Below are 24586 nucleotides of genomic sequence, written 5' to 3'. Positions count from 1 at the left end.
CGGCGGCGGCCGGGACGGTCGTGCGGGCTTGCGCAGCAGCCGGAGCTGGTGGGAGCAGGCGGAGGCTTCCATGCCGACCCTCCGCTCATAGCTGCCCCCAGGCGGCTTCCGACTCCGGTCTCCCCATCGGAGGACCACCGACCTGCAACTGCGAGGGCGGCTCGCGGTCCATGCGCCTATGCGTCATATGACGTGCCCCGAGGCGCAGTTTCCGTCGCAGGAGCCGCGGCGGCAGTGCCGAGGAGGCCAGGGGCCGTCCGTCACGTGCGCCCTTGCGCAGGCGGGCCGCCTGTCTCTCGGTCTCCTCCGGAATGGCGGGGCGGATCCCCCGCCGCAGGTACTCGCGGATGAGGCCGCGGCCCCCGGGACCGGTGGGCCCGTACGGTGAGGTGTCGCGTGTTCCTCGGTGAAACCGGGCGTGGTGTCACTGGGGGTGGTCGAGGAAGGAACCCCCGGTCTGCTGGGCGCACTACCCCGGTCGTCCGCTGGCTGCGCGCCGTTCCGTAGCATCCACTGGTGATGTCCCGCCTTCTTTCCACCCCGCGTCGCCGATTCACAGCCGTGCTCACGGTGATCGCCGCCGTCGCGTTCGGGTCGTGGGCGCTGTGGCCGGTCCGCGACCCGTCGTGCGTCGTCATCGCGGGGGCCTACCTCCCCATGGATGCCACGGAGGCCGAAATCGACGCCGCCGTGCAGCGGGATTTCGACCGGGCTCTCGCCGACGGCGCGTGCGGTCCCCAGCGGGCGCGCTTCCACGGCTGGAAGTGGTGAGCCTTCTTCACATCCGGCTTCGAGCCGTTCGGTTGAAGGTCGTGCTGCCCACCGCTCGTGCGGGGGCGGGCCGGCCGCCCCACTACCGCCAGTAGAGTTCGGGGCGTGCGGTGTCACCGCAGTCGGCGAGCGTCAGCCGGGGGCTGGTCTCGTTCGTGGCGTCGGGGCCGTGGGGGAGGTGCCGGTCGTCCTGGAAGAGGCAGCGGTGCTCCGTCGTCGCGAAGCGCCAGGCGGTGCGCTTCCAGGTGGTGCTGGTCCAGGGTTGGCGGTTCCAGGACTGTTCGGGGCGCCCGTGGCCGCATGCCGTCAGGGCGACGTCGGAGGTGCGGGCCGTGAGGCAGAGGGTCCGGTCGCTGCGGGGTCTGACCGTGCGGTCGCGGCCGACGTCCCACTGTTGGGCGCCCGTCCCGTTGCAGCCCGTGATCCGGACCGCGGGGGGCGAGAGGGCCGCGTCGAGGCACTGGGCCGGGTCGCGGCCGGTGGCGCGGGTGGTCCGTCCGACGTCACCGAGGATCTCCCCGTGGCGCGGCTCGTCGTGGACCTGGGGGTACTGGCGGTGCACCCAGGCGTGCCAGTCCTTCGCCAGGGGGCCCCGGTAGGGGGTGGGCATGGTGCAGCCCTCGGTGCCGTGGCACTCCCTGTTGGCGATGTACCAGCGCACCGTCTCCTCCTTCTCGGCCGCCTGTGCGGCGTCGAGGTTCGCCTTCAGGGGCGTCATCGTGTATCCGAGGTAGGAGGTGACGGGCACACCGAGCGCGTAGCCCGCGCGGCGGACGTAGCGGGCGCCGATGCCGTGGTCGCTGTGGTCGACCCCGCCCCCGAGCGCGAAGGCGAAGGAAGCCTGGTCGTGGTCGAGGGTGAGGATGCGTTCGGCGCGGCTCCGTTCCACCAACGCGGTGATGGCCGACAGGAGTTGGCCCTCGGTGTACGAGCCTCCGCCGCGGAACGCGTCGACGCTCCGCCGCTGCCCCGTGAACAGGCGCAGCATGCTGTTCTCCTGGCTGCCGCGGGGTAGGCCGTCGTGGAGGTCCAGGAAGGTGAGTCGGACGTCAGCGGTGCGGGCCCGGTCGTCCAGCAGGTACGAGCGCACCCGCCGGCTCCCGGCGTCCACGTCGGCCCGCCGCCACTCGTCGGCGGCTTCCGCCATCTCCGCGTAGGCGGCACGCACGCCGTACTCGCGCCGGTCCGCGTAGGCGACCGCCGCCCGCCGGTCCGCCTTCCCCCCGTCGCCCGCGGTCAGGTACACGGTGTCGACCGGGCAGCCGGCCCGGATCGTCCGCCGGATCTCGGGGTTGACGAAGAACACGTCGTCGTCGGGGTGGGCGACCCCGACCAGGGTCCGTCGGCAGTCGGGCCCGGCCGGGGGGTTCGTCGGCGGGGCGGGCAGCACCCCCGGGGAGCAGCCGGTGCCGAGGAGCACGCCCGCGACGAGGAGGACCACGGTCCAGGGGCGCGTCCTCAGGCTTCGACGGCGACCTTCCGTACGGCGACCCACTGCGGACCTCCCGGGCCGGCACCCACGACCCGCACATGATCGCTACCCGGAACCCGGTGGGCAACCGACACGCCGCAGCCGGCGCGGATCGTCTCCGGCGTCCGGGGACCGGGCGCAGCACGCCGGCGTTCACTCGCGCAGGCCCGTGGAACGGCCGACTCCCCGGGGGAGTGATATCCATCGGATAGGCCCTACCGGATCACCGGGAACGGACACCCCGTCGCCTGAAGGAGACGGTTCCGTCCCGGCCGTTCCCGTAGGAGCTCGACCGCTTCCCCCCATCCGACGAGGGGGGCTCCTCGGAAGGTTGGCGATGGCCGGTCGGTACGCCGCGGAGGGCTCGTCTCCGGTGGCCGCTCCGCGCGTTTCCGTCGTGGTGCCCTGTTTCAACGAGTCCGAGGTGATCGAGAGCTTCCACACCGCCCTGCTCTCCGCCGTCGAACCCACCCGGGAGTCGTTCGAGGTCTGCTACGTGGACGACGGCAGCAGCGACGGCACCCGGTCCCTGCTGCGGGCGATCGCCACCACCGACCCGCGGGTGCGCTACACGGCCTTCAGCCGCAACTTCGGCAAGGAGGCGGCCCTGCTCGCCGGTCTGCGCATGGCGAGGGGGCGGGCGGTCGTCATGATGGACGCCGACCTCCAGCACCCTCCGGAACTCCTCCCGCGGATGTTCGCCCTGCACCGGCAGGGCTTCGACCAGGTGGTGGCCCAGCGCGACCGCGTGGGCGAGGGCCGGGTGCGGTCCACGCTCAGCCACGCCTACTACCGGCTGGTGCGGCACTGCATGGACGTCGACGTGGTCGACGGGTCGGGGGACTTCCGGCTGCTGTCGCGCAGGGCGGTGGAGAGCGTGCTGTCGCTGCCCGAGAACAACCGCTTCTCCAAGGGCATCTTCTCCTGGATCGGCTTCGACACCGTCCACTTCACCTACCAGAACTGCGAGCGGGCCGCGGGGACCTCGAAGTGGGGCAGCAGACGACTGCTCAACTACGGCATCGACGGACTGATCTCCTTCAACAGCCGGCCGCTGCGCCTGGCCATCTACACCGGCCTCTGGGTCGTCCTCTGTGCCGTCGCCTTCGCCCTGTGGACCGTGGCGAAGGTCGCCCTGTACGGGGCTTCTGTCCCCGGCTACGCCACCTTGTTGACGGTGGTCGTCGCCCTCAGCGGCATCCAGTTGGTGACGCTCGGCATCATCGGCGAGTACGTGGGGCGCATCTACCACGAGGCCAAGAAGCGCCCGCACTACGTGGTGCGCGAGACCGAGGCCTCCACCGCGGTCCCACCGGCCGGGGAACCACCGACGGGGCCGGTCGGCGCGGGCCCCGAGGTCCCGGTGCGGGCGCACCGGGCGGTACGCCAGTTCCTGACCTTCGTGGCGATCGGCTTCGTCAACACCGCCGTCTACTTGATGGTGTACGTGTCGTTGAACCCGTGGGCCCCCTACGTGGCGGCCCATGTGCTCGGATACGTGGTCAGCGTGGTGGGATCGTTCCTCCTCAACACCTACCTCACCCTTCGCACCAGACCGACCTGGCAGGCGTTCGTCCGCTATCCGCTGTCGAGCGTCACCGGCCTGGTGGCGGCCGGCGGGCTGCTCTACCTCGCCGTCGACCACCTGGGCATGGACGAGAACCTCGCCGCGCTGGCCGCAGGGGTCCTCGTCACCCCGTTGTCCTTCCTGCTCGCCCGTTGGGCCATCACCTCGGGGGCCCGAGCATCGCGGGAACGGGGCCGGGACGGCGTCGGACGGACGGTGGACGAGTCGGATCCCCTCTGACGGCCCACCACCGGAGACCGACGCAGGAGAATCGACGGAAGGCGGCACGACCCATGGTCGTCGACGGGCCCGGAACGGCCGATCCGCAGCGGTCGGCGAGGACGGCAGGCGAACCGCGCCGGAAGCAGGGCGCGCCGTCCCCCCGGTCGTGGACGGAGCACTGGGCCGCCATCTGTTCACTGGTGCCCCTGGGGCTGCTCGCCGCCGCCATGTGGTTCGGACGCTGGGTGCGACCCAGCGGCGACGACTGGTGCTTCCTGCCGGTGGTGCGCGACGGCGGCCTCGTCGCCATGCTCGACAAGTTCTACGTCCACGACAACGGACGGGTGGCGAACGCCCTGCTCGTCTGGGCCTACGCACGGTTCGGCGTTCCCGGACACCAGTGGTTCGCCCTGGTCAGCGGGCTGGTGGTGCTCGGCGTGCTGTGGGCTCTGGTCCTCGCGGCGGTGCGCCGGGCCGGGGCGACCGTCCCGCCGGGGGTGCCGCTGCTGGTGGCGTCCATGGTGACGGTCCTGTTCCTGTTCGCCTCCCCCAACACCTACAAGACGTTCTACTGGCCCGCGGCCTCCGTCTCGCACACCCTCGCCCCCGTCCTGGCCGCCGCCGCGGTGATCCCGCTGCTCCGAGCGCGGACGCGGGCCGCGGAGGTCGTCTCCCTCGTCGTCGTCCTCCTGGTCGGCGTCTTCGTCGGCACCCTCTCGGAGGAGACCACCGTCGCCGCCCTGGTCCTGCTGGTCGGGGTGTTGCTGCTCAGCCGCTGGATCGTCCCGCTCCCCCGGCGGCGCCACGTGCGGATCTGGTGCCTCACGGGAACCGCCGGAGCGGTGATCGGCAGCCTCGTGCTCGCCACGTCACCGGGCTCCCGCAACCGACGTGACGGACGCGACGCGGGACTGGCGTCCATGCTCGGCCCGGAATCCCTGCGTGGAGCCGCCAAGAGCTTCGCGCACATCCTGGAGGCGCTCCTCACCAGTTGGCCGTACCTGGGAGCGGTGGCGGCCGGAATCCTGTTGGGTGCGCTCGCCACCCGACCCGGCGGTGGCACCACGCCGCCGGTGAAGCACCTGCTGCTGGTGGGCGCCGGCTTCCTGGCCTTCCTGGTCTCCGGCTACCTGTGCACCCTCGCCGCCTATCCGGTCTTCGGCCCCGGAGTGGTGGCGTCCACCCGCCTGTGGAACGACTTCCTGTTCGTGTACATCGGGCTGCTCCTCGGCGCCGGCGTGCTCCTCGGGCACCATCTGCGCCGGCGCATGCACAGCGCCGTGGTGCCCGCGGTGGCCGGCACCGCCGTCTGCGGCCTGGTGTGCCTGTCCCTCGCGCTCTCCCTCGCCCCGTTGGAGGACACCATGCGGGTGCGGGCCCGCCAATGGGACCGACAGGACCAGTGGCTCCGTGCCGGGGCAGCGGGCGGAGCCCGGGAACTCCCCTACCGACCGACCTCGATCAGCAAGATGACGGAACCCTTCGGCCGCGGCGGTCAGCGCACCTGGCCCAGCGGCTGCGTGGCGAGGTACTACCACCTGGAGCGGATCACCCACACCCGGACCTTCCCCTGGCAGTGACGGCCACCCGACATCACCCGGATGCCTCACTCGGCCCCACGCGCGAAGGGCGGGCCGCCCCGGGACGGGGGTAGCGTCGACGGAGGAAGCACGGGCGCGGCCGGGCGCCCGGCCGCGCAGGAGGTGCGCCGACATGGACGAGGAACGCGCCCGCCGGATGGTGGAGTCCCTGCGGGCCCGCGAAGTGATGGCCCACCTCGTGGAGGCGGGCGTCTACGAGTTCGGCATCCGCGTGGTCCTCGACACGGACGTCGAAGCGCTCTGGGACGTCGACGGAGCGGCGGGGCTGGACGCGGAGGTCGTCGACGAGGGGGTCCTCGTCGGCTTCGTCCCCCACGTCCCCGGCTCCGAGGAGTACACCGAACAGCAGCTCGTGGACGCCATCGCGGGCACGGACTACTCGACGGAAGGGCTCCACCCCCCGGAGGACGCACCGCCCCCGCCCGAGCCGGTCAACCCCTCGGCCGGTGGTGATCCCGCACCACCCGAGGCCCCGCCGCCGGGCCGCCGTCAACGCAGGGCCCACTGGGTGCGACGGGGCCGACGATGAGCGCGTCCGGCGCCTTCGCCGCAAGGAGGCCCGGGCAGTGGGTCGCCGGCTGGTGCGGAGGCCCCGACCCGGCCGTCGCCGGGCTGCCGGTGGTCGCCTCACGCGAAAGGACCTCAGGAAGTCCCGTGCTGTCGCGGTCACGGACGTGGGACGTGGGGTCTAACCGGGCGAACCGTGCCCACCTGTCGTCGAGCCACGGCGATTTCATCCGTTCACCGCACTCCGCGGAAGATCTCCCAGGGATGCGGAGCCTCTAGGGTCGCCCTCATGGAGCCCGTCCGACGGAGTCCGCAGCCGGGTACGGACCGCAGCAAGTGGTCACGGCGCGGATACGTCACGACGGTCTGGTATCTGCGAGTCATCGCCTTCTTCAACTTCCTCGGCGCTCTGTGGGTGTCCTTCGGGAACGACATCCGGCGGCACGACAATGCTGAGTTCTTCACGCCTTATCTGCTGACCCCCGGATTCTTCTCCGGTGTGCTCTCGGTGTTTCTGGCGGTCACCATGAGGCGGCGCAAACGCGCCGCATGGATCCTCAATCTCGCCCTGTCCGGGCTGACGCTGGTGCTGACGGTCCTGGCCCTGGGGTCGACGGCGTACCGGCAGCACTCCCAGAACTGGATCGCGGTCGTGGTGACCGCGTTCTTCGTCGCGGCGCTGCTCGCCGGGCGGCGGGAGTTCTACGCGAAGGGCGACCGTGCCAACCCGGGCCTGGCAGCAGCGGTCGGCGGGGTCGGGCTGGTGGTAGGGTCGTTGCTCGCCGCCACGACGGTCACCGTGAGCAACACCGATCCGGAACCCGGGCGCTCCGACTTCCTGGAACGCTGGCACTACGGTGTGCTCCGCATGTTCTCGCTCGCCGACAACGACATCCGCTTCGAGGGCATCACCACACCCGGCTGGGCCAAGGTGCTCATCAACTTGATGAGCACGGCACTGATCCTGCTGGTCCTGTACGCGGCCTTCAGGTCCCGCCGCGCCGTCGACCCGCAGACCGAGGAGGACCGGCGGAGGATGCGCGTGCTGCTGGAGCGGCACGGCGGCAGAGACTCCCTCGGCTACTTCGCACTGCGCCGGGACAAGAGCGTCATCTGGTCGCCGTCGGGCAAGTCGGCAGTCACGTACCGTGTCGTCGGCGGGGTCTCGCTCGCGTCCGGCGATCCGATCGGCGACCCGGAGGCGTGGCCCGGAGCGATCGACCGCTGGCTGCTCCAGGCCCGTGAGCACGGCTGGACCCCCTCGGTGATCGGTGCGAGCGAAGAGGGCGGCACCGTCTACGCCCGGCACGGACTGAGCGCCCTGGAACTGGGCGACGAGGCAATCGTGGACATCAGCGGGTTCACGACCGAAGGCCGCGCCATGCGCAGCGTCCGCCAGGCGCACCACCGCATCGAGCGTGGCGGGTACACCGCCCGTGTGAGCCGCCACGAGGACGTACCGCCGGACGAGATGGACGAGATGGTCGGGTGGGCCGACGACTGGCGTGACGGAGCGACGGAACGCGGATTCTCCATGGCGCTGGGCCGTCTCGGCGATCCGCAGGACGGTCGGTGCGTCATGGTGGTCTGCCGTGATGCGGCCGGACGGCCGCGCGCCCTGCTGAGTTTCGTTCCCTGGGGCGAGGACGGGCTCTCCCTGGATCTGATGCGGCGCGACCGGAACGCGGACAACGGCGTGTTCGAGTTCATGGTTCTGGAACTGATCCGGCGCGCGGGCGACCTCGGGGTCGCCCGGCTCTCGCTGAACTTCGCGATGTTCCGCGCGGTCTTCGCACGCGGCTCCCGGCTCGGTGCCGGCCCGGTCCTGAGGCTCTGGCGCTCGCTGCTCACCTTCTTCTCGCGCTGGTGGCAGATCGAGTCGCTCTACCTCGCCAACGCCAAGTACCGGCCCGTCTGGGAACCCCGCTTCCTGCTCTACGCCCAGAGCACCGACCTGTTGCGCATCGCCCTCGCGAGCGCCCGCGCCGAGGGCTTCCTGGAAGCGCCCGGACTGCCGAAGTGGCTGTACCGCAGACGCCTGGGGAGCCGCCCTTGAACCCAGGCGGTGCGGGCACGAGGTGGTCCTGAAACCCAGGCCGCCTACGCCTCACGGTCGCAGGGAGGGAGCAAAGGGTAGGCACAGACCGCACCGCGCGGGCTCGCGCCCCTGTTGCATCGAGTAGATCGTCGTGATGACGTGAGGACCGTCACCAACTACGCCCAGAACGACAGGCGCGGTCAGGGCGGGGGCGAGCGAATGCCGGGCCACCCCGGCGCGAAGGCTCGGGAGTTCGACAAACGTCGAGGGAGGGGACAGTGGATCGAAGCAGGTGCGAAACGCTTGAACACATCTACATCGGATATCTCATCGATCGGGGCGTGACAGAACAGCGCGTCGGGTGGCGCGAGGTGTTGCGGGACGGGTGGATCGGCGTGACCCTCTGGACGCTTTCATGCGTTCTGATTCTTCTTCTCCAGGGAATCTGGTTCGTTGTGCCGATGGGGATCTACCTTGTTCTTCTGATTTCGGTCGGGGTCATTCGACTTCTGTCCCGGCATTCGCTTCGGTGCGCGCCAAAATATGCAACACATTGGCCTCTCCAGCTGCTTGAGGCCGTCTGAATTCTCATTTCGTCCGGCATGACCCCGACTCCGAAGGGCCGAGCAGGGCCTGGCGACGGCGGAGGTCGGGCCTACGCGGTGCGCGGCGGAGGCCGAGCCGCGCTCTCGGACCGCCACCCGGCGCCCCGGACGGGTCGGTTCAGGGAACCGCCTCCTCCCGCGCGTCGAAGTCCTCGCGCGCCCGTGCGACGGCCGGCATGTTCTCCGCGGCCCACGCCAGCAGCACGTCAACGGGGGGCCGGAGGGTCTTGCCGAGTGGGGTGATCCGATAGCTGACCGCTACCGGGCGGGTGGAGACGACCTCCCGCTCGACCACGCCGTTCCGTTCGAGCCTGCGCAACGTCGCGGTCAGCGACTTCTGCGTGATCCGGGGGATCGCCCGACGTAGCTCGTTGAAGCGGCACGGGCGTTCGCACAGCTCGTTGAGGATGCTGAGGGACCACTTGTCGAGGATCTGGTCGAGCAACTCGCGGTGCGGGGCAGCGATGTGGAACTCGTCGGTGTCCATCACGAAACCTGGTCTCCTTGAAGTGTCCTTCTTCCACTAAGTAGCTTATAGATACCTACTTCGGAGGAGAGAACCAGCCATGCCCGTCCAGCACTTCACCCCGCACGGCATGCCGCAGCCGGTCCCCTACCACCACGTCGCGGTGGGCACCGGAACACGGCACGTCCACGTCAGCGGTCAGGTCGCACGCCGGGCCGACGGGGCTCCCGTCGCACCGGGCGACCTGGCCGGACAGGTCTCCCAGGCACTGCGCAACACCTCCGTCGCTCTGGCGGGCGCGGGTGCGTCGTGTGCGGACGTGCTGCGTCTCACGTTCTACGTGACCCGGTGGAGCCCGGAGAAGATGGGCGACCTCATGGCCGGGGTGGAAGCCGTCGCCGACGAGATAGGACTCCGACTCCCGATGCCACCGGCCTCCCTCGTCGGTGTCGAGCACCTCTTCGAGCCGGACGTCCTCGTGGAGGTCGAAGCGACCGCGCTGACCGACTGATCACCGTGAAGCCCCGGCCCCCGGCGGGCAGCGGAGCGGACCGCCCTCGGTGCGCCGTGGGGTCGACGGTCCGGACCCGGTCGTCTTCGACGAGTCGCCCGCCGCGGTGGCGGTGCGGCAAGAACGGGTCCCGAATCCCCGGCTGCCCACCTCACCGGCCGTCGGGAGGGGGTACACGAGGTGCTCACGGTGTGGGAGGCGGCCCGGCCCGCCCGGTGGCCTTGCGGGCGTGCAGCACGCTGGCGCCCAGGGGCAACGGCGCGTGGCCGAGGAGTCGGAGTCCGGCCTCTTCGAGCAAGCGCGCGTAGTGGTCGGCGCGGCGTTCGCGTCCGCCGACGTTGCACATCATGTGGAGGTCCCAGGCCGTCGCCAGGGAGGGCGAGCCGTCGGTCGGCAGCAGGCGCTCGACGACGAGCAGGTCGGCGTGGGCGGGCATCGCGCGGGCGCAGTGGCGCAGGATCTGCCGGCAGCGCTCGTCGTCCCAGTCGTGCAGGACGCGGGAGAGGAAGTAGACGTCGTGGCCCGGAGGCACGTCCGCGAAGTCGCCCGCCCGGTAGTCACAGCGCGCGCCGACTCCGTGGGCGTCGAGCCGGCGGCGGGCGGTCTCGACGACGTGCGGACGTTCCAGCAGGACGCCGCGCAGGCCCGGGTGGGCGGTGAGGAGGCGGCCGAGGAGGTCACCGGTGCCCCCCGCGACGTCGACGACGGTCCGGGGACCGGGGCCCGCGGCGGCGGCGAGGAGGACCGGATGCGAGGGGAGCGGTTCGAACATGGGGGAACCCGCGGCCATGGACCGGTCGAAGAGCCCGGCCAGTTCGGGGTCCCGTGCGAAGTGGTCGAAGTGGTTCTCGCCGAAGTGCTCCTCGAAGCCGGTCCGTCCGGTGCGCACGGCGTGGGGGAGGTGGGCGAACGACTGGTAGAACGGGCCGCCGTACAGCAGCGCCAGCGCCCGCATCGAACCGGGGGTTCCCTCACGCAGCAGGGTGCCGAGTTCGGTGAGCCGGAATCCGTCCGGTTCCTCCGCCGTGACGCCCAGCATGGCGAGGTAGCGCAGCAGCGTCGCGAGGCTCGACGGGCGGGCGTCCACCGTTCCCGCGAGTGCGGTGACGCGGGTGGGGGTGCGGGTGTCCATGGCCTCGGGCAGGCGGAGTCGGGCGCAGGTCGCCAGGGCCTGGGTGGTCCAGGCGCCGGTCAGCAGGCGCAGGAGTGTTTCCGCCGGCTGGTGTGCTCGGTGGTGGCCGAGGTGGGCGGCGAGCACGTCCTGGTGGTCCCCGGCCGCGTGGAGCTCCATGCGCCGGTAGCCGGCGTTCGCCTCGGCGGGGGCGGTGAAGTAGAACACCGTGCCGTCCTCGTGCGGGTTGTACCCGCCGCCGTCGGGTACCGCGCCGTGCCGTGCGAGGCTCGCGCACAGGCCGCGCAGGACCACGGGGTCCGGTCGCTCGACCTCGAAGGCCAGGTGGGCCTCGTGCTCCCGGGCCCGCTCCCGTGCGGCGATCCCGGCCAGTTCGGAGCCCGGTGGGACGGTCAGCGCGAACACCTCGACCGTCCGGTGGTCGCCGTCGGTGCCCCGCACGGCGGGACGGAAGATCCACACGTCGAGTTCCCCGACCGCACGCCGGTATCGGGCGGCCAGCCGTTCGCGGACGACGACGCTGGGCCGGGGCGGTGCGGCGGCGGTCAGCCCGCACGCGCCCAACTCGTCGTGGAGCGCCTTGAGGTCCGGCGGGAAGACCAGCAGCGCGGCGTGCGCGAAGCGGCAGCGGTCCACCAGTGCACGCAGCTCCGGGCCGTCGAGACCGGGCAGGAGGAGCGGGAGCAGGGCGTCGGTGCTCTGGACCCTGACGAAGTCGGCCGCAGCCCGCAAGCGGGACGCGTCCTTGGGAGCGTTCGTCGTCATCGCGGAGCCGCCCCCGTCCCCTTCGGTGCCGGAGGACGCCGGCTTCTCCCGCCGGGCGGGGCGCAACGGCCCGGGTGCGGGGCGGGCGAGGCCGTCGCGGCGGACCGGGCGGGGTGCCCGTGCGGCTGGCCCTCCGCCTGGTGCGCGGCCACCGGGTGCCCGTGGCGGAGTACCATGGAGTGCTGACTTTCCCTCACACATGCGGATCGTATGCACGGAGGAAATCCACGGGTCATCGAGGATCGAGAATCACCCGATCGAGCGGACGGCGCGGAGAACGGCCACCGGCCCCGCCGTCACCGTCGGTTCCTCCCCCGACCTGCGTGCGGTCAGATCCACTCCGTCTCGTCGGTGTAGCCGAGGCGGTCGGCCAGGGCCCGGTCCGCGGGGCCGACCGCGGCCGAGATCCGGGCGGCCCGGGCGCGCCAACGGCCCGCGCGGGGCTCGGCGGTCGCGACCACCGGCCCGATTCCCTCGTGGGCGGCCCGCCGGAACGCGCCCTCGAAGGGGACCCCGAGCCAGTCGGCCAGGCGCTCGAAGCAGTCGATGCGTCCGGCCGCTCCGCCGATCAGGTCCTCGAAGCGCAGGGTCAGCCGCTCGACCTCGCCTCCGGCGAGTTCGTCGAGCACCGCCTGATGGGCGCTGCGCCACTGGAAGGCGCAGACGTCGAGCAGTGGTGCGCTGGTGAACTCCTGCCAGCCGGGGGCCAGGTCGAACTTCCACCACCACCGGTTGTCCGGGGCCCGTTCCACGTATCCGCCGATGCCGAGCGGTCGGGTCATGCGGTGGGCGTGGAATCCGTGGTGCAGCCACCCGTCCCAGAGTCCGTTGACGGCGGCGGCGGGGTTGCGGGTGAGGTGGACGACGCGGAACCGTGCGTGGGGGAAGAGCGCCCGGAGGAAGCCGAACCGGTAGGCGTTGCTGGGGGTCTTCACCACCAGCGGCTTGGTCCGGGCGTCCTGCGGACTCGCCGGGCACCAGGGACGGGGCAGGATGAACGGGGGCTCCTCGACGAGGAACCCGCCGGGAGGGCCGGCCGGGCCGGAACCCGGCGTCTCGGGACGTAGCAGCCCGCGCGGCAGGTCGTAGTAGCCGGGCTCGACCGGCAGGCCCCGGTCCGCCAACTCGGCGAAGAACGCCGGGAAGAAGCGGTGGGCGTCGAAGGGCGGGTCCTGGGGCCCGCGCAGGCCGGCGCGCTGGGCGGCCAGTACGCGTTCGGCGGTCTCCGCCACGCGCCCCGGTTCCACCGGCAGTTCGGGCCACTGCATGACGAGCCGGGCGGCCAGGTCGGCCGCGTACCGCCGGTCGTCGACGGCGTGGGCGGGGTCTGCGGCGGATCCGATGTCGTGCGCGAGTTCGGTGTCGAGGACCTCGCGCAGGGCCGGGTCGAGCCCGGCCAGGTGCTCGGCGTCGAGCCGGTCGCAGTCCCCGCTGTCGGGGTGTGCCAGGCCCGTGATGCGCAGGAACGGGTTGATCTCGCCCTGGAGGTGCAGCAGGTCCCTCGACGCGCGCAGCGTCTCCGCGACCATGCTGGAGCCGCCGCGCGAGCTGGAGGCCAACACCACGACGTCCCGTATCTCGCCCGTCAGGTCCGCCGTCGCCCGGGGGCACAGCCCCCGGGCGACGGCCAGCCGCTCGGTCAGGTCGGGTCGCAACCCCGTGGCGGCGGGCGCGTGCAGGGTCATCCGAGGTCACCGGGCTTCTTGAGCGAGTAGACGCACCAGCGCCACTGGTCGCGGATCGATCCGTCGGGGAGCACTTCGAAGGGGTGGATCTCGCGGACCTCCTTGGGCGCCTGGTGGAACAGGCGCTGGATCTCCCGGCGGTGGGACGGTGAGGTCTCGTGGGTGTCGATCCACCGGTCGATGGACTCCCACAGCAGGTACTCCTCCATCACCAGGCCGCCGAACCCGGCGCCCAGCAGCAGCTCCCTGAACTCCCGTTCGCTGAACATCTGGTGCAGCAGGGGCTGTTTCTTCTTGAAGACCCGGTACATCCAGTAGGCGTCCTCGTCGGCGTACGGGACGATCTGGCCGACGATGAACTGCCCGCCGGGTCGCAGCACCCGGAAGATCTCGGAGAGCGGTCGCTCCGGCCGGGGCAGCAGGTGCAGCACCTCCCGGGTGACCACCAGGTCGAAGCTGGCGTCCGGGTAGGGCAGGTCGTAGACCGTGCCCTGGTCGACCCGGTCGAGCCGGGTGGAGGCGAGCTCCACCATCTCCGGCGTGAGGTCGAGTCCGATGCTCTCGCCGACCCTGCCCCGGAAGGCCCCGCCGACGACCCCGCTGCCGCAGCACACGTCGAGCATCCTGGCGTCCTTCGGCACGTCGCACAGGGCGGCGTGCCGGGCCAGCAGCCCGTCGTCGGTGAGCCAGGTGCAGGAGTCGTGCCAGTCGCGCGAGCGGGTCCCGAACTGCCGTTGGTAGACGCCGTAGTCGATGGCCAGTTCGCGCTGCTGGAACCGGCTCGTGCGGCTGGCCGTGCGCGCCGCCGTCCGGGCCCTGGTCGCGTCGAGGGCGCGGGTCACGATGCGTCTGCCGAGTTCGTCGTCGGCCGCCAGCAGCCGGCCGAACTCGCGCTCGACGGCCTCCCGGACGAGTCGGCCCACCTCGGGGCTCTGGAGGCGCTTCTTCGTCTGGCCGTCGAACTTGGGGTCGGCCATGCGCAGGGAGACGATCGAGGTGAGCCCTTCGAGGATGTCGACCGTGGTGATCCGCTCGACGCGGGCGTCGAGCAGCCCCCGGTCGCCGGCGTACCGGTTCACGGCGTTCGCGAGCGCCGTGCGCAGCGCGTCCACGTGCGCGCCGCCCTGTTCGGTGCGGACGCCGTTGACGAAGCCGCGGATCTCCTCCGCGTACCCTTCCGTCCACTGGAAGGCGAGTTCGAAGCCGAGCCGGCCGTCTCCCCCGGTGACGATCACCGGTTCGGGGTGCACGGCGACGGCGTCCCGGTTGTGGTGGTGCAGGAAGGCGCGGATGCCGCCGTCGAAGCGGAGGTCCACCCGTTCGCCGCTGACCTCGTCGGAGAAGTGGACGGCGAGGCCGGGGTGGAGGAAGGCGACCTCCTCCAGCCGGGTGGTGATCGTCCGTGCCGAGAACCCGGCGGTGCCGAAGATCTCCGGATCGGGCAGGAAGGTGACCGCGGTGCCGCGCCGGCCGTCGTACCCGCCGTCGGGTGCCGCGGAGGCCAGGTCGGCGTCCGGCTCGCCCCGGGAGAACTCCTGCCAGTGGTGGGCGCCCCCGCGCCAGACGTCCAGTCGCAGCCGTGCGGAGAGCGCGTTGACGCAGGACAGGCCGACGCCGTGCAGGCCCGCCGAGTGCGTGTAGGTGGTGCCGGTGAACTTGCCGCCCGCGTGGAGCGTGGTCAGCACCACCTCGCAGGCGGGGCGTCCGGACTCCGGGTGCGGGTCCACCGGGATGCCCCGGCCGTCGTCGTGGACCGAACAGCTGCCGTCCGCCTGGAGGCTGACCGTGACCGCGGTGCAGTGACCGGCCTCCGCCTCGTCGACGGCGTTGTCGAGCACCTCGTAGAGCAGGTGGTGCAGACCGTCCGCAGCGGTCGATCCGATGTACATCGAGGGCGTGCGCCGGACGGCCTGGAGGCCCGTGAACACCACTATGGACGAGGCGTCGTAGGCGGTCGCCGGCTCGGCCGTCAGCACCGGTCGGTCAGACATCGGCACCTCCGTCGGTGGCCAGGGCCCCCGGGGACGGGGGGACGAGGGGTTGGTCCAGGGCGGTCAGCAGGGCGTCGAGCTTGGCGAGGTGGGCTCGTTTGAGGCTCGCGAGGGTGGTGAGCCAGCTGGCCACGTCGGCGTGGCCCTCCTCGTGGGCGTGGGCCGTGAGCCCGGGGTAGACCTCGTTCGCCTCGTGCAGTGCTTCGGCCGCGGACGAGGCGAGGTTGAGGCGGGTGCCCCCGACCGAGCCGCGGGTGTGCGGGTCGGCGACGTCCCGGAGGGCGTCGATGTGCCCGTGCGCGACGCACGCGACGCTCTCCGCGAGATCGGTGAAGAGCCGGGCGATCTCGCCGTGGCCCTCGATCTCGGCGACCTGGGCGAAGTAGGTGTAGCGCTGCACGGACGCCGCCTCGGCGGCGAACACCGACCGCAGGTCGCCGGTGAGGCCCTCACCCAGCTGTGGCATGTGACTCCTCGGTGTCCGAAGGGGTGTGCCCCGCGTCGGCGGGGAGGGGACGGGTCACGGCTTCCGTCCCGCGGCGGCGACGAACAGCATCTGGTCCACGAAGCCGCCGTCCGTCTCCTTGACCGCGTGCAGCGACAGGAAGTCCGCCGAGGCGTTGCGGTAGACCTCGCGGATCGCCTCCCGGCGGGACTCCTCGATGGCCCCGTTGTCGGACCAGACGTCGACGTCCTCGGCCGAGACGAACCGGTGCAGCTCCACCTCCTCGCACCCGGCGGCCCGCAGCAGGGCCTCCAGGTCCTGCGGCAGGAAGAAGTGCCGTCGGACGGGGTTGCGCAGCCTGAGCACCTCGAAGTACTCCGCCCGGTCCGCGGTGCCGTACGCGCACAGGTTGACCAGGACGATCCGACCGCCCGGCCGGAGCACCCGGACCATTTCGGCCGCGGCGTCGGGCAGCGTCATGAACTGCACGCCCTGCCGGCACACGACCACGTCGAAGGAGTCGTCGGGGAAGGGCAGCGACTCGGCAGGTGCGATGACCAGCCGGTCGAGGTGGGGCCGCGCCCGGTCGGCCATCTCGGGGGTGATGTCGACGCCGGTCACCTCGGCGACCCGGCCGCCGAACAGGCGGGAGACCAGACCGGTTCCGCAGGCGACGTCCAGCACCCGGTGCTCGGGACGGGGTCGGGTGAGTTCGATGACGAGACGGCCGAGTTCCGCGTCGGTGCACCAGGAACTGGACCGGTCGTACGTGGCGGACCGCGCGGCGAAGTGGCCGGTCACGTCCTCTTGGCTCGTGGTCACGGGCAATCCGTTCCGTGTCGTGGGGACGGACGCCCTCGGGGTCGGCTCCGTCCGGCGGGCGAGGGACTTCAGCCGCAGCCACCGGACGTAGGCGTCCCGGGCGAGCCGCAGGCGGTGGTTCTCGTCCTGCCGCATCGAGCGGTACTCGACGCGGGAGCGCAGGAGGGCCGACCGGAGGGCGACCGCGGACGGGGAGGGGTCCGGTGCGTAGGGGGAGCGCGGGTCGACCGGGTACCCCAGCCGTTCCTTCAGCGGTGCCGTCACCTTGTCCACGAGCAACCGCTCCCGCGGCGACAGCCCGGTCCGGTGGGCTCCGACCCGACCCGTGCCGATGGGGTCGCCGGCCCGGCGCCAGGACTCGGAGAGGCTCGCGGTCCGCCGGGCCGCGGGCGAGGTGTGGTGGGCGAGCATCGAGGGTTCGAACCCCTCCCCGAGGAAGGCGCACAGCGTGCGCAGTTCCTCCTCGGGGCGCGCCACCAGGTCCTCGTAGCGCAACCGGTGCACCGCGTCCGGGCCCCGGCGGGCGAGGGCGGCCAGGGCCCGTTCCTGCTCGGCCCGCCACAGCCGGGCCATCCGGTAGGGGTGGCAGGGGCCGAAGACCGCCCGCTTGGCCGAACTGGCCACGTCCTGCGGGTCCCTGACCAGCCAGACGAACCGGGCGTCGGGGAACACCCTCGCCACCTCGTCGACGTGCTCCACCATGAAGGTGCTCTTGCACCCCCAGCGCGCCTTGCCCTCGGCCGTGCGGTACTGGTCGTACACGGCGGCGACCACCTCGAAGAGCGAGGGTCCCACCGTGGCGACCACCCGCTCGGCGTCGATGGGGTGGGGCCACGGGTGGATGTGTCGGGCGAGCAGCCCCAAGGCGTCGTCGACGAGTGCACGACGGTTGCGCTCGACCGTGAGGTCTCCGTACGAGGCGGCCAGGGGCTCCAGGAACCGCATGAAGTGCGGGGGGTGCGGCACCGTGATCCGCGAGTGGGCGTTCAGGATCAGGCGCAGCAGGTTGGAGCCGGACCGTTCCGTACCGATGATGAAGATCGGCGCCTCGGGGCCAGGGCTCATGCAGTGCCCTCGGGCGCCTGGTCCGTCATGCGTTTGGCTCCGCAGTCCATGAGGCTGCTGCCGGCGGCGGCCACCTCGGGGTTCGCGCACTTGTCCAGGGTGAACCGGTCGGAGTTCGGGACCAGCGGGCCGGCCGCGGAACTCCATGCGGTGCGCCACCGGGACCCGGCGTAGGAGGTGGAGCGCATCTGGCCGTCGTCGGACTGGGGGTGGAAGTACTGGAAGTTCTCCGGGTAGTGCCGGAAGTCCATCACCGGGCCCGGCTGGTAGGCGTCGTAGATCCGCTTGTAGGCGTCCCGGCACACCTGCTCGGGCAGGCCGCTGACGTTGAGGAACTCGTCTTCGTGGAGGGCCTGTTCGACGGACAGCCAGTTCAGGTGGTCTATCTCGGAGCGGATCGCCTTGGAGGCGACGGCCTGCTGGTAGACGGTGGTGCCGGGCATCGCCGAGAGGTACTTCACCCGGGTGACGTGGTTGTACGTCTCGGCGAACTCCACCATGTGGCCGAGGGACTCCTCGCTCTCGTTGGGCAGCCCCACGATCAGCAGCGAGCCGAACCGGACGCCGGCCTCGAAGGTGGTGTTCATGGCGCGGATGGTCAGGTTCTCGCTGCTGCCCTTCCTCGCCTCGCGCAGCACGTCCTTGCCCAGCGACTCGACGCCGTACAGGACGATGTCGCACCCGGAGTCGCGCATGGCGTTGATCCTCGGCACGTCCATGTCCGCGCACCGGGTCAGACAGGTCCACCGGATGTCGTGGTCCTTGATGACGTCGCAGATCTCCAGGGTCTGCCCGCGGTGCGAGCTGAAGGTGAGATCGACGAAGAAGCTGAAGTCGATGTTGTACTGGCTCTTCAGCCAGGCCATGTCGCGGTCCATCTTCTCCGGTGACTTGGCCCTGACCTGGGGCGTGGTGCGGTAGCAGAAGGAGCAGTCCATCTTGCAGCCGCGGCTGTACGAGGAGATGATCTGCGGCTGGAGGCCCATGGGGCTCTGTGCCTGCGGCCACAGGTCCAGTCGCATGCGGGGCAGCGCGTCCAGGTCCATCATCTGGCCGCGGGCGGGGGTGCGTTTCGCCTTGCCCTCCGGGTCCGTGTAGCAGATGCCCTTGATCTTCGGCAGGTCCAGGTCCCAGCGGCCGGCGGCGTAGCTCTCCATCAGTTCCAGGATGGTGAGTTCGCCCTCGCTGATCACCGCGACGTCGCACGCGGTCTCCGTCATGAAGATGTGCGGGACCGAGGTGACCAGCGAGCCGCCGCAGATGATCGGGACGTCCGGCTCGGCCTCCTTGACCTTCGCCATCAGCTCGCGGCAGAAGGGGAAGTTGTCCTCGAAGGTGCACACCCCCAGCACGTCGGTCTGCCCGACGATCTGCTCGTACGCCGTGGTGATCGGGTCCAGGTCGTAGCGGACGTCGACGATGCGGACCGGGTAGCCGGCGTTGTGCAGCACCGTCGATATGTAGGTGGCTCCCTCGTACGGGGAGGTGAGGAAGAACTCCCAGCCGCGGGGCATGGTGAAGGGCGAGGGGCCGACCAGCAGGGTGAAGCGGGGCAGGGACGGGTCGGTGGCGACCGGCGTGCTGTCCTGCTCACGCATCTGGTTGATGTACCGCTGATCAACCGACTCGTCCGCGTTCACGTAGAGTTCCAACGCCAGGGATTTGCGCGCCATCAACAATCCCCCTCGGGATCAACACATCAGGCAGGCTTCTCCTGCCACTCGTTGTGATTCGCGCACCGGAACGTCATGCAGTGGAGGTCGGCGCGCAATGTTTTCCACCATGGCATAGGCCGCAGGGGCCGTAAAGGACCCTCCCCGCGCACCTGATACGGCTAAAGCGGGTCACCGATCCGGCTGCGTAGCCGTACGGCAAATTCATGCCAGGCCCTGGCGAATTCCAACGCCAACGCGGCGACGGCATCGACCCGGTGCGGCGGAACGTTGTCGATCAGCTTGGTCACATTCTCCTTGTCCAAGGTCTGCGCACCCAGAAGGCGGAGCAGCAGACGGCCGGTGCCGGAGAACCTCAGGGACGGGTCCTGCCGCAACTTCCGCAGGGTCGCGTCCCGGTCGGGATGGGGGGTCAGGTCCCCGAGCGGGCAGGGGCCCGCCGGGCGGTAGGGGGTCGCGTGCCCGGCACGACCCCCGCCGGTACACCCCTGGCGACCGTGGGCGGGTACCGGGTCCCGGCCGCTGCGCAGCCGCTCCCGCACGTCGTGGGCGGTGCCCAGGGAGATGCCGGCGGCCTTGGCCACGTCACGCAGGGGGGTGTCCGGGTCCTCCTCGATGAGTCGGGCGGCTCGCCGGCGTCCGTCCCCGGAGTCCACCGGGCGGACCCGGCCGTCCCGGCCGACTCGGGCGTTCAACTGCGGACGGTCGGGGTTTGTACGCCGGCGGACGGCCGCTACCGTCTTCGGGGAGAGCCCGGCGAAGGAGGCGATCGACCGGTCCGACAGGTGCGGACTGTGCGTCACGATGCGTTCGGCGGCGGCGGTGCGGTCGGCGAGGCTGAGCGGCAGTCCGTGGGCGACGTTGGCGCTGACGGCGAGGATGAACGCATCGGTGTCGCCGCCGTCGAAGAAGCGGGCCGGGATGGCGGGTTCCCCCCGCAGGACCGCGACCCGCAACCGGTGCATCCCGTCTATGACCCGCATGGTCTGGCGATGGACGAGGATGGGCGGTAATGCGGCGTCCGAGGTGAGGAGCAACTCGATGTGCTCGCGGCTTTCGCCCCCGAGACGGGGGGAATCGGCCTCGACAAGGGTACTCACCGGAATCAGGTGAACGTCCTCCTGCTGCTCAAGGGACCGCTTTTCACCACTCACCACAAGATCTCCAGACTCTAGATTTCGCAGGAATGCTTCGTCCGCCTCCGAGCAATCACCGGGATCCGCCGCAGCAGGGAAGCGCGGGGTGGACGGTACGAGGAACGTGGCGTACGGAATCGGTGCCTGTACGTCAGTGCGAGCCGGGTGCGTCAGATGAGCTGACATGCTGGAAGGCGCAACCATCAGCTTCCTATCATCTCCTTGTTCTGTCCACCATCCCGGCCGCGAGCCAATTCCTCCGCACGCCGTTTTCATTTCCGCCGCGACCGCCCCCGCGCCGCGGCCGCCTCCCTCCCCGGCGGCGGGGCGGTGCCGACCACCGCACGGCCGTCCGTCGGCCGGGAAGGAAGCCATGCGCAACGTGCTGCTCGTCTCCCTGGACACCGTGCGTGCCGATGTCGCCTACTCCGGGAAGATGGCCGGAATCGAGGCCCTGCGCGCCCGCGGGGTGACCTTCCGGCAGGCGATCTCCTCGTCCCCGCTCACCCCGATCAGTCACGCCAGCGTGTTCACCGGCCGGCAGCCCGCCGGACACGGCATCCGCCACCTGTTGCGCGAGCGCCTCGCCCCCGGCGTCACCACGCTCGCCGAGCGGCTGCGCGCGGCCGGCTACGCCACCGGCGCCGTGGTCTCCTGCCCGGGGCTGAACCGCTGGTACGGCCTGGACCGGGGGTTCGACTTCTACGACGACGAGATACCGCGGCTCCCCGACGGCACCGACCCGCTGACGGTCCCGGACGTGAAGATGCGCGGACTGGCGCTCAAGCGGGCGCCGTTGGTCGCCGATCGCGCCGCGGACTGGGTGGCCTCCCGGTCCCGGGAACAGCGGCCGTTCTTCCTCTTCGCGCACTTCTTCGACGCCCACTGGCCCTACGAGCCGCCGGAGGACGTGGGTGCGGACGTCGCGAACCCCTACGAGGGCGAGGTGGCCTACAGCGACCACTACCTGCAACGGCTCCTCTCCCGGATCGAGGAGTCGGGGCACCCCCTCGACGAGACCCTGGTGGTGCTCTTCTCCGACCACGGCGAGGACCTGGCCGGCTGGTACCCCAACGACCACTCGGGGGAGCTCGGCCACCCCTACGAGGAGGGCCACGGCTGCCTGTTGTTCGACACCACCCAGCACGTGCCCCTGGTGGTGTGCGGCCCCGGGCTCCCGGCGGGGAGCGAAGTGACCGGTCAGGTGCGGCTGGTGGACATCGCCCCCACCGTGCTCGACCTGCTCGGGCTGCCCGGCATCGAGGCGGACGGCGCCTCCCTGGTCGAGCACCTCACCACCGGGGCGGGGACGTCGCGGCCGGCCTACTGCGAGACGTACTACCCGGAGGAGCGGCGCCAGTCGGGCGAGTACCCGGACCTGCTGCCCCTCAAGGCGGTGCGGCTCAGCCCGGACGGGGACCGGCGGAAGGTGATCTGGCAGGTCGGCGGGGAGGCGGTCGAGGTGTACGACCTCCTCGCCGATCCCCACGAACTGCGGGGCCGACCGCTGGTGGACGGGTCCGGCGCGGGCTGAGCGGACCGGCCCGACGCCGTCCGCGTCCGGTGCGGCCGGGCGTGGCCGGCCGGCGGGTCGGAGCCGGGCCGAGGCCGCCGTCATCGGCCCTTGGTGCTTCCGGTGCCCTCGGTGGTCCCGGTGGCCCATTCCTCGTCCGTGGCGCGGTGCAGGATGCCCGTGAGGCAGCCGAGGGCGCCGGCGGCCTTCACGTACTCGTCGACCTCGGCCTCCGCCACCTCGATGCCCGCCGCCTCCAGCCGGCGACGGGTGTGCGGACACCCGGCGGGCATCAGCACCCGCCCCGGGGCGAGCGTCACCAGGTTCAGGCTCCTGCGCTGCACGACCTCCTCGTCGGGTCCGAACTCCAGCACCTCGTACCCCCGCGCCCTCAGCACCTCGCCCAACCGGTCGCCGGCCGCGGGCGCGTAGACCAGGGCCCGCCGGTGGTCGACCGGGACGAAGGCTCCCAGCAGGTGCTGGACGCCGGGTCCCAGGGGTACCGGCACCACCTCCGCCCCCTGTTCGCGCAGCACCTCCCGGACCGCGCGCACCCCGGCCCCGTTGGTGCGGAAGCCCGAACCCACCAGCAGGGTGCGGTCGTCGACCCAGAGGGCGTCGGCGCCCTCGAAGGTGGCCCCGCCCCGGACCGTGTGCAGGATCGGGATGCCGGCCCCGGCCAGGGCGACCGCGGCGTACCGCTCCTCCCCCGCGCGTTGCGCCGAAGCCGTACGGCCGAGCACCGCCCCCTCCGGCGTGACGAGGAAGAGGTCGCGCTGGAAGACCGCGTTGGGTGGGCAGTGCGCCGGCGGCTCCGCGAGCCGCACCGTCACGCCGTGCGCCCGGTAGGTCGCGACCAGGGCGTCCGTCTGGGCCCGCAGGCGGCCGAGGTCGACCGCGGCGTCCATCAGGTGGGCCTGCGGATCGGTGACCGCGGCGAAGCTCTCCGGGGGCCGGGCGAGCGACACCGCGCGCAGGGGGGCCACTTCGGAGCGGTAGCCGCACCGGGACCAGATCCGGCCGGCCGTGACCTCGGCCCGGTGGTCGTACCCGCGGGGCACCCAGCCGCGGCCGCCGAGGGTGCTGGGCGGCTCGCGCCGCGCGGGGGCGTCCATCGTCTCCCTTCCGCTCACACCGAATAGCCGAGGGAGCGCAGTTGGGCGCGCATCTCCTCGGTGAAGGGCACCTGTTCCGGTTCGCGCAGCGCGCTGCGGTAGTCCTCCAGCATGGCGAGCAGGTCAGCGCCGTCGTCCCGGGCGTCCGGGTGGGGCACCCGGGAGCCGTCGAACCGCTCCACCCAGGTGTGGTCCTGCCGTGCCGCCCGCTGGAACGCCTCGGAGTAGTGCCGGACCATCCGGACCACCCTCCGGTCGCCAAGGTAGGCGGCGTGCCCGACCAGGAAGTGGCGCAGCGGCTGCGGCGTGCCCCCGCTCAACTGTTCCTCCTGGAAGGCGATGAAGTCGTTGAGTTCGGCGTTGTAGGACTCGGCGAGGGCGGGGGCGTCGCCGACGAGGGTCTCCTCGCCCCGGACCACGCCGGCCCGTGAGGTGCCGTCGAAGACGCCGGTGGCGGGGGCGGGAACGCCCGCCAGTTCCAGGACCGTGGGGGCGATGTCGACGGTGCGGATGCGCTGTTCGTGCGTTCCCGGGACCACTCCGTCGCCGAAGACGATCAGCGGGACCCGCAGCACTCCCTCGGACATCGAGTTGAAGTGGCCGTTGGTCTGGTCGTCGAACTCCTCGCCGTGGTCGGCGAAGAGCACCAGCAGCATGCGCTTCCCGGTGGCGGCGACCCGCTCGCGCAGACGTTCCAGGAAGGAGGTGAGACGGGTGGCCAGGAAGTGCTCGACCCCGTCCAGGTAGAGCTGGAAGAGCCGGTCGTACTGCTTCTCGGCGTGCAGATGCGTGGCCGCGCGCTTGTAGCGCATCAACAGGTCGGTGTCCTCGGGGCCGCGGTGGCTCTCCACCAGCCGGTCCACGAAGGGCAGCGAAGGGGGCGTGTCCGCTTCCAGCTCGGCGACCTTCTCCCGGTACGCGTCCCCGCCCAGGGCCAGGTTGTGGAAGCCGTAGGGAAGGTGCACCGACCCGAAGTGGGCGCAGGCCAGGGTGGCCGGGGCGCCGGCCACCGCCTCGACGAAGGCGTCGTCGTCCTCGACGAGATAGGTGTCGACGTCCCGGGTGAAGCCGAGTTCGGGACCGAGGATGATGGGGAAGTCCACCTTCATCACCGTGCGACGGCCGGCCCGGCGTCCGTAGGTGAACACCGAGGGTGCGCGCAGGGTGCCGTTGTAGAATTCGTGCAGCCCGTTGTGCAGCGGATACTGGCCCGTGAAGATGGCGCCGTGCGAGGCGGCCGTGTACGGCGCGGCGCTGATGACGTTGGGGAAGTAGGCCCCTTGGCGGGCGAGGTCGTCCAGGAGCGCCGTTCGTACGGCGTGGGCGCCGGGGTACTTGTGGGGCCAGAGCGGATGCGGGTGGACGGACAGCGCATCGCTGCGCAGCGTGTCGATCGAGATGAGGACGACATGGTCGTAGTGGCTGGAATCGTGCACGATGGCCTCCGCCTCCAGTAGGGGTCTGCGCTCGTGCAGGGGCGTCGAG

18 protein-coding genes are annotated in these 24586 nt (G+C 71.5%); 7 read left to right on the top strand and 11 right to left on the bottom strand.

Translation table 11 applies throughout. From position 1 onward, the window contains the following. Window positions 1-516: 516 nt before the first annotated feature. On the top strand, window positions 517-771 hold the full coding sequence (locus ABT092_RS09635) for a hypothetical protein (protein WP_351241681.1): 255 nt from the start codon (window positions 517-519) through the stop codon (window positions 769-771). A gap of 82 nt (window positions 772-853) precedes the next feature. Here the strand turns inward: ABT092_RS09635 and ABT092_RS09630 are convergent, their stop codons facing one another. Then, the gene (locus tag ABT092_RS09630) at window positions 854-2212 is read right to left on the bottom strand and encodes a PIG-L family deacetylase (RefSeq protein ID WP_351241679.1); all 1359 of its coding nucleotides are present in this window, start codon (window positions 2210-2212) and stop codon (window positions 854-856) included. Window positions 2213-2579: 367 nt separating this feature from the next. On the opposite strand from ABT092_RS09630, the gene ABT092_RS09625 reads away from it, so the two are divergent. The 4 genes from ABT092_RS09625 to ABT092_RS09610 all read left to right on the top strand — a co-directional run bounded on the left by ABT092_RS09625 (window position 2580) and on the right by ABT092_RS09610 (window position 8195). Continuing rightward, a complete protein-coding gene (locus ABT092_RS09625; protein ID WP_502968414.1) occupies window positions 2580-4049 on the top strand; it encodes a glycosyltransferase in 1470 nt (489 codons plus the stop codon). A gap of 53 nt (window positions 4050-4102) precedes the next feature. Continuing rightward, window positions 4103-5611: a DUF6056 family protein gene (locus tag ABT092_RS09620; protein WP_351241677.1), complete on the top strand. Its 1509-nt coding sequence runs from the start codon at window positions 4103-4105 to the stop codon at window positions 5609-5611. A gap of 133 nt (window positions 5612-5744) precedes the next feature. Beyond that, window positions 5745-6161 (top strand): hypothetical protein, encoded by a 417-nt coding sequence (locus tag ABT092_RS09615; protein WP_351241675.1) that lies wholly within the window; start codon window positions 5745-5747, stop codon window positions 6159-6161. Between the two features lie 267 nt (window positions 6162-6428). Then, window positions 6429-8195 carry a phosphatidylglycerol lysyltransferase domain-containing protein gene (locus tag ABT092_RS09610; RefSeq protein WP_351241673.1) on the top strand — a complete coding sequence of 589 codons (1767 nt, stop codon included), beginning with the start codon at window positions 6429-6431 and terminating at the stop codon, window positions 8193-8195. Between the two features lie 705 nt (window positions 8196-8900). Here the strand turns inward: ABT092_RS09610 and ABT092_RS09605 are convergent. Next, window positions 8901-9269: a winged helix-turn-helix transcriptional regulator gene (locus tag ABT092_RS09605; RefSeq protein ID WP_351241842.1), complete on the bottom strand. Its 369-nt coding sequence runs from the start codon at window positions 9267-9269 to the stop codon at window positions 8901-8903. 79 nt (window positions 9270-9348) lie between these two features. Here ABT092_RS09605 and ABT092_RS09600 point away from each other — a divergent pair, with 79 nt between their 5' ends. Further along, window positions 9349-9759 (top strand): RidA family protein, encoded by a 411-nt coding sequence (locus tag ABT092_RS09600; RefSeq protein WP_351241671.1) that lies wholly within the window; start codon window positions 9349-9351, stop codon window positions 9757-9759. 184 nt (window positions 9760-9943) lie between these two features. Here the strand turns inward: ABT092_RS09600 and ABT092_RS09595 are convergent, their stop codons facing one another. The 7 genes from ABT092_RS09595 to ABT092_RS09565 all read right to left on the bottom strand — a co-directional run bounded on the left by ABT092_RS09595 (window position 9944) and on the right by ABT092_RS09565 (window position 20437). Further along, entirely contained in the window at window positions 9944-11656 is a 1713-nt protein-coding gene (locus ABT092_RS09595; protein WP_351241669.1) for a methyltransferase, read from the bottom strand. A 329-nt stretch (window positions 11657-11985) separates the two neighbouring features. After that, window positions 11986-13341 (bottom strand): sulfotransferase family protein, encoded by a 1356-nt coding sequence (locus ABT092_RS09590; protein ID WP_351241667.1) that lies wholly within the window; start codon window positions 13339-13341, stop codon window positions 11986-11988. Continuing rightward, window positions 13338-15332, bottom strand: a complete 1995-nt coding sequence (locus ABT092_RS09585) for a methyltransferase domain-containing protein (protein WP_351241665.1) — start codon at window positions 15330-15332, stop codon at window positions 13338-13340. Before ABT092_RS09585 ends, ABT092_RS09590 begins: the two co-directional genes overlap by 4 nt. After that, a complete protein-coding gene (locus ABT092_RS09580; protein WP_351241663.1) occupies window positions 15325-15798 on the bottom strand; it encodes a rubrerythrin family protein in 474 nt (157 codons plus the stop codon). Before ABT092_RS09580 ends, ABT092_RS09585 begins: the two co-directional genes overlap by 8 nt. A gap of 54 nt (window positions 15799-15852) precedes the next feature. Further along, window positions 15853-17664, bottom strand: coding sequence for a sulfotransferase (locus tag ABT092_RS09575; protein WP_351241661.1), 1812 nt, complete (start codon window positions 17662-17664; stop codon window positions 15853-15855). Further along, window positions 17661-19337, bottom strand: a complete 1677-nt coding sequence (locus ABT092_RS09570) for a B12-binding domain-containing radical SAM protein (protein WP_351241659.1) — start codon at window positions 19335-19337, stop codon at window positions 17661-17663. The genes ABT092_RS09575 and ABT092_RS09570 overlap by 4 nt, the downstream gene beginning before the upstream one ends. A gap of 161 nt (window positions 19338-19498) precedes the next feature. After that, a complete protein-coding gene (locus tag ABT092_RS09565) occupies window positions 19499-20437 on the bottom strand; it encodes a ParB/RepB/Spo0J family partition protein (protein WP_351241657.1) in 939 nt (312 codons plus the stop codon). Window positions 20438-20846: 409 nt separating this feature from the next. Between ABT092_RS09565 and ABT092_RS09560 the strand changes: the two genes are divergently transcribed. Next, window positions 20847-22007, top strand: coding sequence for a sulfatase (locus ABT092_RS09560; RefSeq protein WP_351241655.1), 1161 nt, complete (start codon window positions 20847-20849; stop codon window positions 22005-22007). Between the two features lie 80 nt (window positions 22008-22087). Here ABT092_RS09560 and ABT092_RS09555 read toward each other — a convergent pair whose 3' ends face one another. Both ABT092_RS09555 and ABT092_RS09550 read right to left on the bottom strand, forming a co-directional pair. After that, window positions 22088-23119 carry a dimethylarginine dimethylaminohydrolase family protein gene (locus ABT092_RS09555; protein ID WP_351241653.1) on the bottom strand — a complete coding sequence of 344 codons (1032 nt, stop codon included), beginning with the start codon at window positions 23117-23119 and terminating at the stop codon, window positions 22088-22090. Next, the gene (locus tag ABT092_RS09550) at window positions 23116-24537 is read right to left on the bottom strand and encodes a sulfatase-like hydrolase/transferase (RefSeq protein ID WP_351241651.1); all 1422 of its coding nucleotides are present in this window, start codon (window positions 24535-24537) and stop codon (window positions 23116-23118) included. Before ABT092_RS09550 ends, ABT092_RS09555 begins: the two co-directional genes overlap by 4 nt. Window positions 24538-24586 lie beyond the last annotated feature (49 nt).

Origin of the sequence: Streptomyces sp. NPDC002490, assembly GCF_040296045.1 — a bacterium.
Taxonomy (GTDB): Bacteria; Actinomycetota; Actinomycetes; order Streptomycetales; family Streptomycetaceae; genus Streptomyces.
This window is presented reverse-complemented; position numbering and strand designations above follow the sequence as displayed.